Origin of the sequence: Nitrospirillum karajorum (genome assembly GCF_036348415.1) — a bacterium.
GTDB classification, from domain to species: domain Bacteria; phylum Pseudomonadota; class Alphaproteobacteria; order Azospirillales; family Azospirillaceae; genus Nitrospirillum; species Nitrospirillum amazonense_B.
Window position 1 is genome coordinate 1,330,522 of the sequence record NZ_JAZBQB010000001.1, and the last position, 16,620, is coordinate 1,347,141.

Sequence of the window (16,620 nt, forward strand, 5' to 3'; positions counted from 1 at the left end):
ATGTCCAGACATATTCGGAATTGGTGCGGTCGGCGGTCCAATCACCGGCGGTAGAATCCGCACAAACGGCGCTTGTGGGTGTGCACATCTTGGGTTTGTGGCAAAGGACAACTGGATGTGGGGACGGGCCCGGTATCCCGATCTACCCTTTCATTGGGCGGCATCATCATGCCTTCCCCGTCCTCGCAAGAAGGGGCGGCGGAACGGCGCCGCCCTGGGGTGGCGATGGCGGGATGGTCATGACGGGCGGAAACGCCCACGGGACATCCCCACGATGTGGAGGCGATGATTATGGACGGTTCTGCAAAAGCGGTTTCCGGGGGGACGCCGGTGGCGGCCCAGGTGACCTATGACGGCCCGCCGGATTACCGCGTGGTCGGCAAGCACGGCATTTTCCCCAAGCTGACCCATGACGAGGTCGAGCGGTTCAATTTCCTGGCGCAGATGAACCGCCACTTGGCCGCGCGGGTGCTTCCGGGCGTCAAGGCGGCGTTCGACACCCGGGTGGAACCGGCGTTCAAGTCCGAACACGGGCGGGATTTCAAGGATCGGCATGAGGTGCGCCGCGCCCTGGCCAAGGATCCGTACTGGCGCCTATGGTCGGCGCTGCGCCGCTCCACCATGGAGATCCGGCAGCAGGCGGGCCGCTGGGCCACCCTGCGGCAGCGCGAGGAATTGGCGCAGCGCGCCCAGGCGCTGATCGGCGATGACCAGGGGCGCCTGGTCCTGGATCCGGCCATGCCGCTGCCGCGCTACATCGCCGCCATCGACCACCACTGCATGCCCGGCAGCTATCACACCGAATATGGGCCCAGCGACGTGGCCAACGCCGCCAACTATGACTCCGGCCTGTTCGCCACCACCGGCGGCATGCTGGGCCGCTACAACGACGGCGGCGGCCAGGCGGTGGTCCAGTGGGTCAAGGCCAACCTGCCGGACTTCAAGCCCAAGCGCATCCTCGACATCGGCTGCGGTCTGGGCCACAACGCGGTGCCCATCGCCCAGGCCTTCCCGGACGCGGAGGTGGTGGCGGTGGACGTGGGCGCCCCCATGCTGCGCTACGGCCTGGCCCGGGCCAAAAGCCTGGGGGTGAACAACATCCGCTTCGTCCAGGCCAACGTGGAAAGCCTGCCGCAGTTCGCCGACGGCGGTTTCGACTGGGTGCAGTCGACGATGTTCCTGCATGAGACCAGCTACGCGTCCATGAAGCGGATCTTCGCCGAATCCTTCCGCCTGCTGGCCCCCGGCGGCTTCGTTTTGCATGTGGAACAACCGCAGTACGCCCCTACCATGCCGTTGTTCGAGCAGGCGATGCGCGACTGGGACGCCTTTTACAACGCGGAACCCTTCTGGACCAAGATGCACGAGGTGGACCTCGACGCCTGGATGGCGGAGGCCGGTTTCCCGGCGGAAACCATCCTGCATGGCGGCGTGATGGCGGTGGTGGACACCACCCTGTTCCCCGACGTGGCCCAGGAAAAGGGCGAGGATTACGGACGCAAGGCCGCCTGGCATGTCGTGGGCGCCCGCAAGGAGGTGGTGTGATGTCGATCCAAGAAGCCCTGGCCCGCGCGTCGGCCAAGCCCACGGGCAAGCGTCCCCGCTTCCTGGAAAGCTGGGAGAATGAGCGCCTGCTGTGCATCACCATGGCGCTGGCCAGCGAACTGTCGGTGACCCGCCTGCGCCTGGACACGCTGGAACGCCTGCTGGCCTCCAAAGGCCTGGTCCTGCCGTCCGAAGTGGAGGACTTCGCCCCCAGCAAGGTCGAGGCGGCCGAGCGCGCGCTGTGGCAGCAGGAGTTCCTGGCCCGCATCCTGCGCGTCGTCCAGCAGGAGGAAGAGGCGCTGACCGATCATGACGGCAGCAGCGAGGACATCGCCGAGGAACTGGCCCGCTGACGCGGGACCGCTTGGCGAACTGGGGAAGGGCGCCGGTCCGCGGGGGGATCGGCGCCCTTCTTCTTATGGGCGGCCCGGTCGCGCCTGGCCGCCCCCCGGGTTCCCTGCGGGCGGGGGTCAGGCGCCGTAGGCGGAACCGGGAACGTAGCCCTTGGGCAGGCCGGCGTCGGGCGTGAAGCCGTACAATTCCACGTCCGGCAGGGCGGCGCGCACCACCTGGCGCACGGCCAGCAGGCGCTCCAGGTCGATGCCGGTGTCATAGCCCATGGCCGCCAGCATGAAGGCCAGATCCTCGGTGACGATGTTGCCCGACGCGCCGGGAGCGAAGGGGCAGCCGCCGATCCCGCCCAGCGAGCTGTCGAGGGTGGTGATTCCTTCCTCCAGCGCCGCCAGGGCGTTGGCCAGGCCCAGGCCACGGGTGTTGTGCAAATGCACGCCGGTGCAGGCGGCATCGCCCACCACGCCGCGCACACCACGGATCAGCCGCCGCACCTGGGCCGGGTTGGCATAGCCCGTGGTGTCGGACAGGCCCACCTCGTCGCAGCCGGCGGCCATCAGCGCGTCGGCCAGGGACAGGACCTTGGCCTCGGGCACGATGCCTTCCAGCGTGCAGCCGAAGGCGGTGGACAGGCCGCCCTCCAGCTTGGGCCGGCTTTCCTCGGGCTGTTCCCGGATCAGGGCGGCGATGGCGGCCGTCTCCTCCAGCATCTGCGCGTGGGTGCGGCGCACGTTGCGCAGGCTGTGGGTTTCGCTGACTGACAGCGGGATGGTGATCTTGTGCGCCCCGGCCGCCACGGCGGCTTGCGCGCCCTTCAGGTTGGGCACCAGCACCGCCACGGTCAGGCCGGGGATGGTGCGGGCATAGGCGACGATCTCCGCCGTGTCCGCCAGTTGCGGTAGGATCTTGGCGGGAACGAAGGACCCGACCTCGATCTCCCGCACGCCGGCGGCGGCCTCCGCCGCGATCCACGCCTTCTTGGCCTCGGTGGGCATGATGGCGCTGATGCTTTGCAGGCCGTCGCGCGGGCCCACCTCTGAAATCTCGATGGCCGTACCGCTCATCGTTCGTATCCTTCGTGCAGCGATCGGGGATCAGCCGGCGGCCAGGCCGCGGGCCAGCAGGTCCGCGACCTCCGCCTCGCCATAGCCCAGGCTGGCCAGCACCTCACGCGTATGCTCGCCCGGCTTGGCCAGGTCCCGCACCACCCCGGGGCGCTGGCCGTCCAGTTCCACCGGCAGGGCCGGCAGGCGGATGGGCCGGTCATCCGGCAGCGTCAGGTCCAGCAGCCCGCCGGCGGCGTTCAGGTGCGCGTCGTCGAACAGGTCTTCCGGCCGGTTGATGGGGGCGAATGGCAGGCCGATGGCCTCCAGCCGCTGCAACAGGTCGGCCTTGTCGAAGTCCGCGAACAGGGCTTGAACGCGGGGCACCAGGCGGTCGCGGGCCTGCACCCGGCCGGTGTTGCGCGCCAGGGTCTCATCCGCCAGCAAGTCCTCCAGCCCGAAGGATTTGCAGAAGCCTTGCCACTGCCCGTCCGTCACCACGCCGACGAAGACCTGTTCGCCATCGCGGGTGGTGAATAGGTCGTAGATGGCCCAGGCGGAGATGCGGACGGGCATGGGGCGGGGGGCGACACCTGTGACCACCTTCTGCGCCATGTGCTGCCCCACCATGAAGACGCAGTTCTCGAACAGGGCGCTTTTCACCGTCTGGCCCCGGCCCAGCTTGCCGCGCTGGATCAGGGCCGCCAGCACGCCGATGACCCCGAACAGCCCGCCCATGACGTCAATCACCGACGACCCGGCGCGCAACGGCCGGCCCGGCGGGCCGGTCATGTAGGCTAGCCCGCCCATCATCTGCGCCACCTCATCCAGGGCGGCGCGGTGTTCATAGGGGCCCGACAGAAAGCCCTTGGCCGAGCAATAGACCAGGCCGGGGTTCAGGGCGGCCATGGCCGCCTCGCCGAAGCCCAGGGCCTCCATGGCGCCAGGGCGGAAGTTTTCCACCAGCACGTCCGCCTGGGCGATCAGGCGCAGCGCCGCCTCCTGGCCCTCCGGCGACTTCAGGTCCAGGCAGACGCTGCGCTTGTTGCGGTTGTACATGGGGAAATAACCGGCGCCCGACCCCATCAGGCGGCGCGTGTTGTCGCCGGCCATGGGCTCGACCTTCACCACGTCGGCGCCCAGGTCGCCCAGCACCAGGCCGACCGCGGGGCCCATCACCATATGGGTGAACTCGACGACCTTCAGGCCGCTCAGCGGCAGGCCGGCATGGCCGGCCGCGTCGGTGGGGGTCGCGTCGGTGGGGGCCGCTTCATTAGGCATGACAGAACCTCGGCATGATCAAATCCAGGAATGACGGCGCAGATGCTCCGCCTCGAAGGTCAGGATGGCGGGCAGGCGCTTCAGCGTGACGCCGATGGGGTCCAGCCCTTCCAGCAGCATCTGCCGGTCGGCCGGCGGAATGGCGAAGGTCAGCACCTCCCCCGACGGCATGGTCAGGGACAGCGCCTCCAGATCGACGGTCACGGGGCGGGGATCGGCGGCGTTGGCCAGGGCGGCCACGCGTTCCTCCGGCATGACCAGGGGCAGGATGCCGTTGCGCACGCAGTTGCCTTGGAAGATCGCCCCGAAGGACGGGGCGATGACGCAGCGGACGCCATAGTCCTTCAGGGCCCACACCGCATGCTCGCGCGAGGAGCCGCAGCCGAAGTTGGCGCCGCCGATCAGGATGGGCGCCTTCTCGAAGGGCGGACGGTTCAGGATGAAGTCGGGGTTGGGCACACGGGCAGCCACGTCGCTGTAGCGCCAGTCGGCGAACAAGCCCTCGCCCAGTCCTTCCTTGGACACCCGCTTCATCTCGCGCGACGGGATGATGGCGTCGGTGTCGATGTTGGGGCGGTACAGGGGGGCGGCCACGCCGGTCAGGCGGATGAACTTCTCCATAGCCTTAAACCTTTGCCGCTGGGGGAAGCAGGGCTTGCACCCGGGCGTCGGCCAGCCGCCCGGCGATGGCGGAGGCGGCGACGGTTGCCGGACTGGCCAGGTGGGAGCGTGTGCCCGGCCCTTGCCGGTTCTCGAAATTGCGGTTGGTCGTGGTCACCACCCGTTGCGATTGGCCGAAATGCTCGCCGCCGGCGAAGAAGCACATGGAACAGCCGCTTTCGCGCCATTCGAACCCGGCGTCCAGGAACACGGTGTGCAGGCCTTCCGCCTCCGCCGCCGCCTTCACCCGCATCGATCCCGGAACGCAGATGGCGCGCACGCCGGGTGCCACCGTGCGGCCGCGCAGCACCTCGGCCGCCGCGCGCAGGTCGAACAGGCGGCTGTTGGTGCAACTGCCGATGAAGGCGCCGTCGATGGGCAGGCCGGCCAGGGATTGTCCCGGCGTCAGGTCCATATAAGCCAGGGCCCGGCGCCAGGCGGCGGCCGCCGTGGCATCGCGCGCCTCCTCCAGCGCCGGCACGCGGCCGTCGATGGGAACGGCATGCTGGGGGCTGGTGCCCCAGGTGACATAGGGGGCGATGTCGGCGCAGTTGATGACGATCTCGCGGTCAAAGACGGCGTCGTCGTCGCTGCGCAGCTCCGCCCAATCCGCGACCGCCGCCGCCCAGTCGGCCCCCTTGGGGGCGCGCGGGCGGCCGTCGATCCAGGCGAGGGTCTTGGCGTCTGGCGCGCACAGGCCCGTCCACGCCGCGAACTCCACCGCCATGTTGCACAAGGTCATGCGGCCCTCGATGGACAGGGCGCTGACGGCCGGCCCGCTGAACTCCACGGCGTGGCCGGCGCCGCCGTCGGCGCCGTGCGTGGCGATCAGGTGCAGGATCATGTCCTTCGGCCCCACGCCGGCGCCCAGCGCGCCCTCGAAGCGCACGCGCATCTGCCGGGGCCGGCGCACCACCAGGGTCTGGGTCGCCAGGGCGTGCGCGGCCTCGCTGGAGCCGATGCCCCAGGCCAGCGCGCCCAGGCCGCCCTGGGTGCAGGTGTGGCTGTCGGGGCAGACCACGGTCAGGCCGGGCAGGGCGATGCCCTGCTCGGGCGATACGACATGCACGATGCCTTGGTTATCCTGGCCGATGTCGAACACATGGATGCCGGCGGCGGCGGCGGCGGCGCGCGTCTCGCGGATGAAGGCCGTGCCGCCGGGCATGACCGTGTCGTCCCCGCGGCCCGGGCGGGTGTCGACGATATGGTCCATGCAGACGAAGGCGCGCCCGGGGTGGCGCACGGCGCGTCCGGTTTCCGCCAGCTCCTTCAAGGCGATGGAGCCCGTGCGCTCATGCAGCAGCACGCGGTCGACGTACAGCAGATCCGTGCCATCGCCCAGGTCGGCGACACGGTGCCGCGACCATAGCTTCTCAACCAGTGTCGATCCCATTCGCGGTGGTGTTCCAGTCCCTAGCTAATCGGTGTTCCATCAAATGGCATAATGATATACTCTTTATCAACTCCTTCCTTCGGGCTACCTGCAAATGTGCGGATGATCCTGGGGGAAGGTGGGGCGCCACCGCCGGGCAGCCGCGCCGTCCGGGGCCAAGGCGCCCTTGAAGCCGGGCCAGTTGACCGCAAAAGCCGTTCCCGTGGGATCGCCATAGCGTCTGAAAACCGCAGGGTGGACAGATCGGCGCTTGGTCCGCGCGGGGGTGCGGCGGCGGGGAATACGGTGGCCCAATCCCGCGGGGGCGCGGCGCGGTCGCGCCCCATCGCGCTAACAACAGTTCGGGGACGACATGGCGTATCGATTGGGTGTAGACGTCGGGGGAACCTTTACCGACCTGCTTTTGCTGGACCAGGGCAGCGGGAATTTCTGGCGGCACAAGACGCCGTCGACACCGCGCGACAGCTCCGTGGGCATCCTGAACGGTGTCGAGGCGATTTGCGCCAAGGCCGGCATTTCCCCGGCCGACGTCGATTTCTTCCTGCACGGCACCACCGTGGCCACCAACGCCGTGCTGGAGGGCAAGGGCGCCCGCGTCGGCCTGATCGTGACCCAGGGCTATCGCCAGATCATGCAGATCGCCCGCAGCTTCGTCCCGGGTGGCCTGGCGGGCTGGATCGTGTGGCCCAAGCCTTCGCCCCTCGCGGCGCTGGAGGACACGGTCGAGATCCAGGGCCGCATGGATGCCCAGGGCAACGAGGTCAGCCCGGTCGATGACGCCGACATCCGCGCCGCCCTGGAAACGCTGAAGGCGCAGGGCGTGGAAGCGCTGACCGTGTCGCTGATCAACGCCTATCTCAATGGCGCGCATGAGCGGCGCGTGGCCGCCCTGGCGGCGGAAATCCTGCCGGACGTGCCCATCTCGCTCAGCCACGTCGTCCTGCCGGAAATGCAGGAATATGAGCGCACCCTGACCACGGTGGCCAACGCCTCCGTCCGGCCCATCGTCGGCGGCTATGTGCGCAACCTGCGGTCCAAGCTGCGCGACGCCGGCATGGCCGGCTCCCTCTCGCTGCTGCGCTCCGACGGCGGCCTCATGTCATCGGAGAAGTCGGAGGAGCATCCCGTCTCCCTGCTGATGTCGGGCCCCGCCGGCGGCGTGACCGGCGCCCTGTGGGTGGCCAAGAACGCCGGCATCAGGAACATCCTGACGCTGGACGTGGGCGGCACCTCCACCGACGTCGCCCTCATCGAGAACCTGGAGCCGCGGCGCGTGCGCACGACCGAGGTCGGCCACCTGTCGGTGCGCGCCTCCTCGCTGGACGTGAAGACGGTGGGCGCCGGCGGCGGGTCCATCGCCTATGTGCCGGAACTGACCAAGGCGCTGCGCGTCGGCCCGCAGTCGGCCGGCGCCGTGCCGGGCCCGGTGGCCTACGGCAAGGGCGGCACGCTGCCCACCGTGACCGACGCCAACGTCGTGCTGGGATACCTGCCCGAAGCCCTGCTGGGCGGCACCTTCACCCTGGACCGCGAGGGCGCCCGCCGGGCCGTGCAGACCATCGCCGACGCCCTGGGCATCGGCCTGATGGAAGCGGCGCGCGGCATCATCGACATCGTCAACGAGAACATGTTCGGCGCCCTGCGCATGATCTCGGTGCAGCAGGGGTACGACCCGCGCCACTTCGCCCTGATGGGCTTCGGCGGCGCCGGCCCGCTGCACGTCAACGCCGTGGCCCGCCTCATGGGCAGCTGGCCCGCCGTATCCCCGGTCAGCCCCGGCGTGCTGTGCGCCCTGGGTGACGCCACCACCCGCATGCGCACCGAGACGGCGCGCAGCTTCTCCCGCCGCCTGATCGACACCGACGAGGCCGAGGTGCTGGCCCTGCTGGCGGAGATGGCGGCCCAGACCAGCGCCGAGCTGGCGGCCGAGGGCATCGCCGCGGCGGACATCACCACCCAGTTCGAACTGGACGTACGCTATGACGGCCAGGCGTTCGAGGTGCCGCTGTCCATCGATGCCGAGACGTTGACGCGTGACGGCTTGGCCGGCGTCGCCGCCCGCTTCGATGAGGAGCACCACCGCCTGTTCACCTTCAACATGGACAGCCCGCATGAGCTGGTGAACCTGCGCGCCGTGGCGCTGGGACCCGTCCTGGAGCTGGAGGCCCATCGCCTGCCGCAGGGCGACGGCGACCCCTCGGCCGCCAAGATCCGCGATCATGAGCTGTGGGCCGACGGCGCCATGCGGCCGGCGGTGATCTACGACCGCGCCAAGCTGCGGGCCGGCGACATCATTCCCGGCCCCGCCATCGTGGTCGAGATGGACTCCACGACGCTCATCGAGCTGGGCTGCGTCGGCCAGGTCGACGCGGTCGGCAACATCCTCATCAATCCGGCCTGACAGGGGGACCGCATCCATGCCCGCAACCATTATCCAGGCCAACGCCGCCCCGTTCAATCCGGTCACCGTCGATCCGGTGACGCTGGAGGTGATCGAGAACGCGCTGCGCAACGCCCGCATCGAGATGGACGCCACCCTGGTGCGGACGGCCATGTCGCCCGGCATCCGCGAACAGGGCGACGCCTTCCCGCTGATCGCCGACCACAAGGGCCGCATGATCGTCGGCCAGTTCGGTAGCTACATCGGCCCCTTCCTCGACGGTTTCGACGGCACGGTGGAGGAAGGGGACATGATCTTCCTGTCCGACCCCTACTCCGTCGGCGGCGCCATCAGCCACAGCAACGACTGGCTGGTGCTGCTGCCCGTGTTCAAGGACGGCCGCCTGCTGGCCTACACCTCCATGTTCGGCCACCAGTCCGACATCGGCGGCATGGTCCCCGGCTCCATGCCCATCGACGCCACCAGCATCTTCCAGGAAGGCGTGCGCATCCCGCCGGTGAAGATCTGGAAAAAGGGCGTCTATAACGAGGATCTGGTGAAGCTGGTCATGCACCAGGTACGCACACCGGCCTGGTGCAAGGCGGACCTGAACGCCCTGATCGCCTCCTGCCGCGTGGCCGCCCGCCGCGTGATCGAGATGGCGGAGCGCTTCGGCGACGACGTCTACGTCTCCGCCACCGAAATGCTGCTGGAGCGGAATTATCGCGCCATGAAGCACCTGATCGAAACCTCGGTCAGCGAGGAGCCGGTCAGCTTCCAGGACTATGTCTGCGACGACGGCCTGGGCTTCGGCCCCTATAAAATCAAGTGCACCATGTGGCGTGAGAATGGCCGCGTGATCCTGGATTTCGATGGCACGGACCCGCAGTCGTCCGCGTCCATCAACTTCTTCCTGAACGAAAACATGATGAAGATGTTCTTCGGCATCTACATGATCATGGTTTTCGATCCGCAGATCCTGTTCAACGATGGCTATTACGACCTGATCGACGTGCGCATTCCGGAGGGGTCGCTGCTGAAGCCGCGCTTCCCGGCGGCGCTGTCGGGCCGCACCCACGCCCTGGGCCGCCTGTTCGACATCCTGGGCGGCCTGCTGGGTCAGAAGACGCCGCAGTTCCTGAACGCGGCCGGCTTCTCCTCCAGCCCGCACCTGTTCTATGCCGGCACCGACAGCCAGGGGAAATGGTTCCAGCTGTTCCAGATCGGCTTCGGCGGCATCCCCGGGCGCCCCATGGGCGACGGCCCGGACGGTCATTCGCTGTGGCCGGGCTTCACCAACGTGCCCAACGAATTCCTGGAGCGTTACTTCCCCCTGCGCATCGAGCGCTACGAGACGGTGCCGGACAGCGGCGGGGCGGGCTTGCACCGCGGCGGCAACGGCATCAACATGGTCTATCGCTTCCTGGAGCCGGGCGTCATCGCCATCCATGACGACCGCTGGTTCGTTCCGCCCTGGGGCGTCAACGGTGGGGAGCCAGGCGCCCGCGCCCGCAAGCTGCTGGTCAAGGCCGACGGCACGGAGGTCATCCTGGGCAACAAGCTTGAGGAATACCGGGTCGAGGCTGGTGACCAGCTGCACTTCATCACCTGGGGCGGCGGCGGCTGGGGCGACCCACTGGAACGTGACCCGGCCCTGCTGGCCAAGGAACTGCGCCAGGGCCTGGTGACGGTGGACGGCGCCCGCCGCTATGGCGTGGTGCTGGTCGATGGCGTGGTGGACGCGGTGGCGACGGAAACCCTGCGGGCGCGGATGCGGGCCGCGCGGGGCGCCACCATCCCCACCTTCAACTTCGGCCCCGATATCGAGACCCTGCGCGCCAACTGCCTGGCTGAAACCGGCCTGCCGGCGCCGCGCCAGCCGGTCTGGCATCCGGCCAGCGTTGCCGCGGAATGATCATTCAACCCCGCCGCGCACGCCTGCGCGGCGGGGGCCTTGCACCCCTTTGACTGCAGAGAAAAATGTCCAATCCCATCCTTCGTGAGAAGCTGGCCTCCGGGAAGTTCTTCGTGGTTCCCGGCGTCCAGGACATGATCGCCACCGTCGTCGCCGACAAGGTCGGCTTCGACGTCATCTATGGCACCGGCTATTGGCTGACCGCGTCGGCCTACGGCCTGCCCGACGCCGGCATCGCCAGCTACACCCAGATGGTGGACCGCATGGCGACCGTCGCCCGGACCAGCAAGGCGGCGCTGATCGCCGACGCCGATACCGGCTACGGCGGATTGCTGAACGTGCATCACACGGTGCGCGGCTATGAGCAGGCGGGCGTCACCGCCATCCAGCTGGAAGACCAGGAATTCCCCAAGAAGTGCGGCCACACCCCCTATAAGCGCCTGATCCCGCTGGAGGACATGGTGCAGAAGATCAAGGTGGCCTGCGATGCCCGCGCGGACAAGCAGAACACCTTGATCATCGCCCGCACCGACGCCCGGCAGAGCGAGGGGCTGGACGGCACCCTGCGCCGGCTGGAAGCCTATGCCAAGGCCGGCGCCGACGTGCTGTTCCCCGAGGCCCTGACCAGTGAGGAGGAGATGCGCACCGCCTGCGCCACCTTCGACAAGCCGGTGATGGCCAACATGGCCAACGGTGGCCTGACCCCGGTGCCCAACGCCAGGGTGCTGGCGGAACTGGGCTACGCCTTCGCCATCTACCCGTCCCTGACCAGCCTGGTCGCCGTCGCCGCCATGGAAAAGGCGCTGGTGGATCTGAAGGAACAGGGCGAGGGCGATCCCCAAGGCATCGCCAACTTCAAGGAGTTCTGCTCCATGATCGGGTTCGAGGACGTCTGGGCCTTCGAGGCCAAGTGGGCCCCGCCGGTCTGACCGGCCACCCCGACAAGACGCGGAAGGGAGGGAAAGCCATGGACATCACGGCGGCGATATTGACCCGCTGCGGCGACAACCAGCGCCCCTACGGCGCCCAGGCGCCGCTGTCGCTGAGGACGGTGCAGCTGGACGATCCCCGGCCGGGGGAACTGCTGGTCAGGATCGACGCGGCCGGGATTTGCCATTCCGACCTGTCGGTCATCAACGGTGACCGGCCCCGCCCCATGCCCATGGCCTTGGGGCATGAGGCGGCCGGCACGGTCGTCGCCGTCGGCGATCCGGAGGATACCGGCTTCGCCGCCGGTGACCGGGTGGTCCTGGTTTTCCTGCCGTCCTGCGGCCAATGCCCCGCCTGCGCCGCCGGCCAGGGCTATCTGTGCCCCCACGGCGCCGCCGCCAATGGTGAGGGGCGGCTGATGCGCGGGGGCCGGCGCCTGTCCTTCCTGGGCCAGCCCATCAACCACCACCTGGGTGTCTCCGCCTTCGCCACCCACGCGGTGGTCGACCGGCGGTCGGCGGTGAAGATCGACGCCGACGTGCCGGTGGAGGTGGCGGCCCTGTTCGGCTGCGCTGTCCTGACCGGCGTGGGCGCCGTCATGAACACCGCCGCCGTGCGGCCGGGCGAAAGCCTGTGCGTCTATGGCCTGGGCGGCGTCGGCTTGGCCGCCCTGCTGGGCGCGCTGGCGGCCGGGGCGCAGCCGGTGACGGCCATCGACCCCTCGCCGGAAAAGCGCGCCCTGGCCCTGGAACTGGGGGCCGCCCAGGCGGTGCCGCCGGAGGCGGCGGGGACGCTGCCCGCCGCCGACGTGGTGATCGAGACGGTGGGCAAGGCGGCTGTGCTGGCCCAGGCCTACGCCACGGCGCGGCGGGGCGGGCGCGTCGTCACCGTGGGCCTGCCCAACCCGTCGGAGATGCTGACCATTCCGGCGGTGTCGCTGGTGGCGGACGGCAAGACGCTGATGGGCAGCTACATGGGCTCGTCCATCCCGTCCCGCGATATCCCGCGCTACATCGCCCTGTGGCGGGCGGGGCGGCTGCCGGTTGACCGGCTGCTGACCTCGGTCAGCCCCCTGGCCCAGGTGAATGAGCTGATGGACGTCCTGGTCGAAGGCAAGGCCGTCCGCCAGATCATCACGCCGTTCTAACCCAACCCCAGCGGGCGCGCGCCGTCGTCACGGCTTCCCCTGGCCCCCGTGCCCTTGACCGCGTGGCGGCCAGGGGCCCCTTCCGGCGTCGACCCGACGCCGGACGCCGGGGAAGACTTGCCGCCTGCACGCCCCCGATCCTTGCACGCCCCCGACACCGGACGCCGCATTGCCATGACCACGTCTTCCTTCCCCTACACCCATTTCCTCCGCCAGCAGGCCTATATTGCGGGCCAATGGTGCGATGCTGACAGCGGGCGCACCCTGTCCGTGACCGATCCCGCCACCGGTCAGGTGCTGGGCACCGTGCCGGATATGGGAGCGGCGGAGACGGCGCGGGCGGTGGCGGCGGCGGACGCCGCGCGCCATGCCTGGGCCGCGCGCACCGCCGGTGATCGTGCCCGCGTGCTGCGCCGCCTGTATGACCTGATGCTGGCCCACCAGGACGCCCTGGCGGAACTGCTGACGCGGGAACAGGGCAAGCCGCTGGCCGAGGCCAGGGGGGAGATCGCCTACGCCGCCGCCTTCATCGAATGGTTCGCGGAGGAGGGGAAGCGCGCCTACGGCGAGGTCATCCCGCCCCACGCCGCCAACCGCCGCGTCGTCTGCCTGAAGCAGCCGATCGGGGTGGTGGGGGCCATCACGCCGTGGAACTTCCCGGCGGCCATGATCACGCGCAAGCTGGGCCCGGCCCTGGCCGCCGGTTGCGCCATGGTGCTGAAGCCCGCGTCGCAGACGCCGTTCTCCGCGCTCGCCCTGGCCGCGCTGGCGGAAGAGGCCGGCGTGCCGCCGGGGGTGTTCAACGTCGTCACCGGCGGCGCCCGCGCCATTGGCGGCGCCCTGACCGCCGACCCGGTGGTGCGCAAGATCAGCTTTACCGGCTCGACCGAGGTTGGGCGCACCCTGATGCGCCAGTCGGCCGACACCATCAAGCGCCTGTCCCTGGAACTGGGCGGCAACGCGCCCTTCCTGGTGTTCGACGACGCCGATGTCGACGCGGCGGTGGACGGGGCCATCGCGTCCAAGTTCCGCAACGGCGGCCAGACCTGCGTCTGCACCAACCGCTTTTACGTCCAGGCCGGCATCCATGACCGCTTCGTGGACAAGCTGGCCCGCCGGGTGGCCGAGCTGCGCGTGGGCAACGGCCTGGAACCGGGCGTGGAGGTCGGCCCCCTGATCGACGCCGCCGCCGTGGACAAGGTGGCGGAGCATGTCGGCGACGCCGTGGCCAAGGGGGCCCGCCTGGTGGTGGGCGGCGACCGCCATGCCCTGGGCGGCACCTACTTCACCCCCACCGTCCTGTGCGGCGTTACCGCCGGGATGCGCCTGACGGAGGAGGAAACCTTCGGCCCCCTGGCCGGCATCGTCCGCTTCCAGGACGAGGCCGACGCCGTGGCCCAGGCCAATGACAGCGCCTATGGCTTGGCCAGCTATGTCTACACCCGCGACATCGGCCGGGTGTGGCGGGTGGCGGAGGCGCTGGAGGCCGGCATGGTCGGCGTCAACACCGGCCTGATCTCGACCGAGGTGGCCCCGTTCGGCGGCGTCAAGCAGTCCGGCCTGGGGCGCGAAGGCTCACGCCACGGCCTGGATGACTACCTGGAGGTCAAATACCTCTGCCTGGGCCTGTGAGCGGGGACGGAACGGCGATGCGGACGCGGGGGACGGATATGCGGGCGAGCGGCCGGTGGTCGTGGCTGGTGCGGGCCGGTGCCGGCCTGGGGGCGTTGCTGGCGGCGGGGGCCGCCCAGGCCCAGGAGGCGCGGCCCTGGCTGGACCCGACCCTGCCCACGCCCCGGCGCGTCGACCTGGCGTTGGGCCAGATGACGCTGGATGAGAAGATCGCCATGGTCCATGGCAACTTCGGCTCCATCCTCAAGAAGACCCGTCCCGACGACAAGCGCATCGGCGCCGGCCATGTGCCGGGTGTGCCCCGTCTGGGCATCCCCGACCTTTATGAAAGTGACGCCAGCCTGGGCGTGGCCAATGGTGGCACCATGCGGCCGGGGGACGTGGCCACGGCCCTGCCATCCAGCCTGGCCACCGCCGCCACCTTCGACCCCGGCATCGCCTACGACGGCGGCGCCATGATCGGGGCCGAGGCGCGGGCCAAGGGGTTCAACGTCCTGCTGGCCGGCGGCGCCAACCTGACCCGCGACCCCTGGAACGGTCGCAATTTCGAGTATCTGGGCGAAGACCCGTGGCTGACCGGCGTGATGGCCGGGGCCGCCATCCGGGGGGTGCAGGACAACGGCATCATCTCCACCCTCAAGCATGTTGCCCTGAACGCGCAGGAGAGCGGGCGCTATGTCCTGGACGCCCGCATCGATCAGGCGGCCCTGCGGGAAAGCGACCTGCTGGCCTTCCAGGTCGCCATGGAGCGGGGGCGGCCGGATTCCGTCATGTGCGCCTACAACAAGGTGAACGGTGACTGGTCGTGCGAGAACGACTGGCTGCTGAACCAGGTGCTGAAGCGCGACTGGGGCTTTCCCGGCTGGGTCATGTCCGACTGGGGCGGGGTGCATTCCACCGTCAAGGCGGCCTTGGCCGGGCTGGACCAGGAATCCGGGCAGGAGCTGGATCGCGAGGTGTATTATGGCGACCCGCTGCGGGCGGCGGTGGACCAGGGCGCCGTCCCGGTGGCGCGGCTGGACGACATGGTCCGCCGCATTCTGGGGCGCCTGTTCGACCGGGGGCTGGTCGACCGGCCGGCGCCCGACACGCCGCAGGCCATCGACTATGCCGCCCATGGCCTGGTGGCACGGCGCGCGGCGGAGGCGGGTGCTGTCCTGCTGCGCAATGAAGGGGGCCTGCTGCCGCTGTCGACCGCGCTGAAGCGGGTGGTGGTGATCGGCGGCCACGCCGATATCGGCGTGCTGTCCGGCGGCGGGTCCTCGCAGGTCCAGGCCGTCAGCGGCACGCCGCTGCGCCTGCCCATCCCCAACGGGCCGGCCAACCTGGGCTTCATCAAGATCACCTACCACGGGTCCTCCCCCCTGGCCGCCCTCAAGGCCCGGCTGCCGGGCGCGGAGGTGACCTATCTGGACGGGGCCGATCCGGCGCGCGCCGCCGCCGCCGCCAAGGGCGCCGACGCGGTGCTGGTCTTCGCCGAGCAGTGGCGGACCGAGGCCATCGACCTGGAAACCCTGGCCCTGCCGGATGGCCAGGACGCCCTGATCGCCGCCGTGGCGGCGGCCAACCCGCGCACCGCCGTGGTGCTGGAAACGGGGGGCGCCGTGCTGATGCCCTGGCTGGGCAAGGTGGGTGCCGTGCTGGAGGCCTGGTATCCCGGCGACCAGGGGGGCGAGGCCATCGCCCGCGTGCTGTTCGGCGAGGTCGATGCCGGCGGCCGCCTGCCGCTCACCTTCCCCGCGGCCGAGGCCCAGGCGCCCCGCCCGCGCATTCCCGGGCTGGAGAATGTGAAGGCCGCCGCGGCCGCGCAGGCGTCCAAGCCGCGCACCCCGGGCGCCACCACCGTGGACATCACCGGCGGCGTCCAGGCCTTCGACGTCGCTTATGTCGAGGGCGCCGACGCCGGTTACCGCTGGTACGCCCGGACGGCGCAGAAACCCCTGTTCCCCTTCGGCTATGGCCTGTCCTACAGCCGCTTCCGCCATGGCGGCTTCACCGCCCAGGGCGGTGCCGCGCCCTCGGTGCGCTTCACCGTCACCAATACCGGCTCGCGGCCGGGGGTGGACGTGCCCCAGGTCTATGCGCTGGTTCCGGGCGCCGATGGCAAGCCGGTGCGCCGGCTGGTGGCCTTCAAGCGTCTGGAACTGGCGCCGGGCCACAGCGCCACCGTGACCTTGCCCATCGACCCCCGGCTTATCGCCCGGTTCGATCCCGGTGCCGCTGCCTGGACGGTCAAGGCTGGCCCGGTCGCCGTGGTGCTGGCGTCGCACGCCACCGCCAACGGGCCGACCGCCATGCTGTCGCTGCCCGCCCTGTCCCTGAAGCCCTGACCCCCTGAAACCC

General features: G+C 69.9%; 12 protein-coding genes. 8 read left to right on the forward strand and 4 right to left on the reverse strand.

What is annotated here, in order from left to right:
* The first annotated feature begins 291 nt into the window (after positions 1 to 291).
* Together UCD39_RS05845 and UCD39_RS05850 are read left to right on the forward strand one after the other, a co-directional pair.
* The gene (locus tag UCD39_RS05845; protein ID WP_330495115.1) at positions 292 to 1,545 is read left to right on the forward strand and encodes a class I SAM-dependent methyltransferase; all 1,254 of its coding nucleotides are present in this window, start codon (positions 292 to 294) and stop codon (positions 1,543 to 1,545) included.
* Positions 1,545 to 1,898 carry a hypothetical protein gene (locus tag UCD39_RS05850; protein ID WP_145729162.1) on the forward strand — a complete coding sequence of 118 codons (354 nt, stop codon included), beginning with the start codon at positions 1,545 to 1,547 and terminating at the stop codon, positions 1,896 to 1,898. The genes UCD39_RS05845 and UCD39_RS05850 overlap by 1 nt, the downstream gene beginning before the upstream one ends.
* A 117-nt stretch (positions 1,899 to 2,015) precedes the next feature.
* Here the strand turns inward: UCD39_RS05850 and UCD39_RS05855 are convergent, their stop codons facing one another.
* The 4 genes from UCD39_RS05855 to UCD39_RS05870 are packed head-to-tail and all read right to left on the reverse strand — an operon-like array spanning position 2,016 to position 6,273.
* Positions 2,016 to 2,960 carry a hydroxymethylglutaryl-CoA lyase gene (locus UCD39_RS05855; protein ID WP_330495116.1) on the reverse strand — a complete coding sequence of 315 codons (945 nt, stop codon included), beginning with the start codon at positions 2,958 to 2,960 and terminating at the stop codon, positions 2,016 to 2,018.
* A gap of 30 nt (positions 2,961 to 2,990) precedes the next feature.
* On the reverse strand, positions 2,991 to 4,220 hold the full coding sequence (locus UCD39_RS05860; protein ID WP_330495117.1) for a CaiB/BaiF CoA transferase family protein: 1,230 nt from the start codon (positions 4,218 to 4,220) through the stop codon (positions 2,991 to 2,993).
* A gap of 18 nt (positions 4,221 to 4,238) precedes the next feature.
* Complete coding sequence (leuD, locus tag UCD39_RS05865) at positions 4,239 to 4,841, reverse strand: 3-isopropylmalate dehydratase small subunit (protein ID WP_330495118.1); 603 nt, start codon at positions 4,839 to 4,841, stop codon at positions 4,239 to 4,241.
* Positions 4,842 to 4,845: 4 nt separating this feature from the next.
* Entirely contained in the window at positions 4,846 to 6,273 is a 1,428-nt protein-coding gene (locus UCD39_RS05870; RefSeq protein WP_330495119.1) for a 3-isopropylmalate dehydratase large subunit, read from the reverse strand.
* Positions 6,274 to 6,637: 364 nt separating this feature from the next.
* On the opposite strand from UCD39_RS05870, the gene UCD39_RS05875 reads away from it, so the two are divergent.
* The 6 genes from UCD39_RS05875 to UCD39_RS05900 all read left to right on the forward strand — a co-directional run bounded on the left by UCD39_RS05875 (position 6,638) and on the right by UCD39_RS05900 (position 16,607).
* Positions 6,638 to 8,674, forward strand: a complete 2,037-nt coding sequence (locus UCD39_RS05875) for a hydantoinase/oxoprolinase family protein (protein ID WP_330495120.1) — start codon at positions 6,638 to 6,640, stop codon at positions 8,672 to 8,674.
* 16 nt (positions 8,675 to 8,690) lie between these two features.
* Positions 8,691 to 10,568, forward strand: a complete 1,878-nt coding sequence (locus UCD39_RS05880) for a hydantoinase B/oxoprolinase family protein (RefSeq protein ID WP_330495121.1) — start codon at positions 8,691 to 8,693, stop codon at positions 10,566 to 10,568.
* A gap of 65 nt (positions 10,569 to 10,633) precedes the next feature.
* Positions 10,634 to 11,497: an isocitrate lyase/PEP mutase family protein gene (locus UCD39_RS05885; RefSeq protein ID WP_330495122.1), complete on the forward strand. Its 864-nt coding sequence runs from the start codon at positions 10,634 to 10,636 to the stop codon at positions 11,495 to 11,497.
* A 38-nt stretch (positions 11,498 to 11,535) separates the two neighbouring features.
* The gene (locus tag UCD39_RS05890; protein WP_330495123.1) at positions 11,536 to 12,645 is read left to right on the forward strand and encodes an alcohol dehydrogenase catalytic domain-containing protein; all 1,110 of its coding nucleotides are present in this window, start codon (positions 11,536 to 11,538) and stop codon (positions 12,643 to 12,645) included.
* 174 nt (positions 12,646 to 12,819) lie between these two features.
* Positions 12,820 to 14,277, forward strand: coding sequence for an NAD-dependent succinate-semialdehyde dehydrogenase (locus UCD39_RS05895; protein WP_330495124.1), 1,458 nt, complete (start codon positions 12,820 to 12,822; stop codon positions 14,275 to 14,277).
* Between the two features lie 38 nt (positions 14,278 to 14,315).
* Positions 14,316 to 16,607: a glycoside hydrolase family 3 C-terminal domain-containing protein gene (locus tag UCD39_RS05900; RefSeq protein ID WP_330495125.1), complete on the forward strand. Its 2,292-nt coding sequence runs from the start codon at positions 14,316 to 14,318 to the stop codon at positions 16,605 to 16,607.
* Positions 16,608 to 16,620 lie beyond the last annotated feature (13 nt).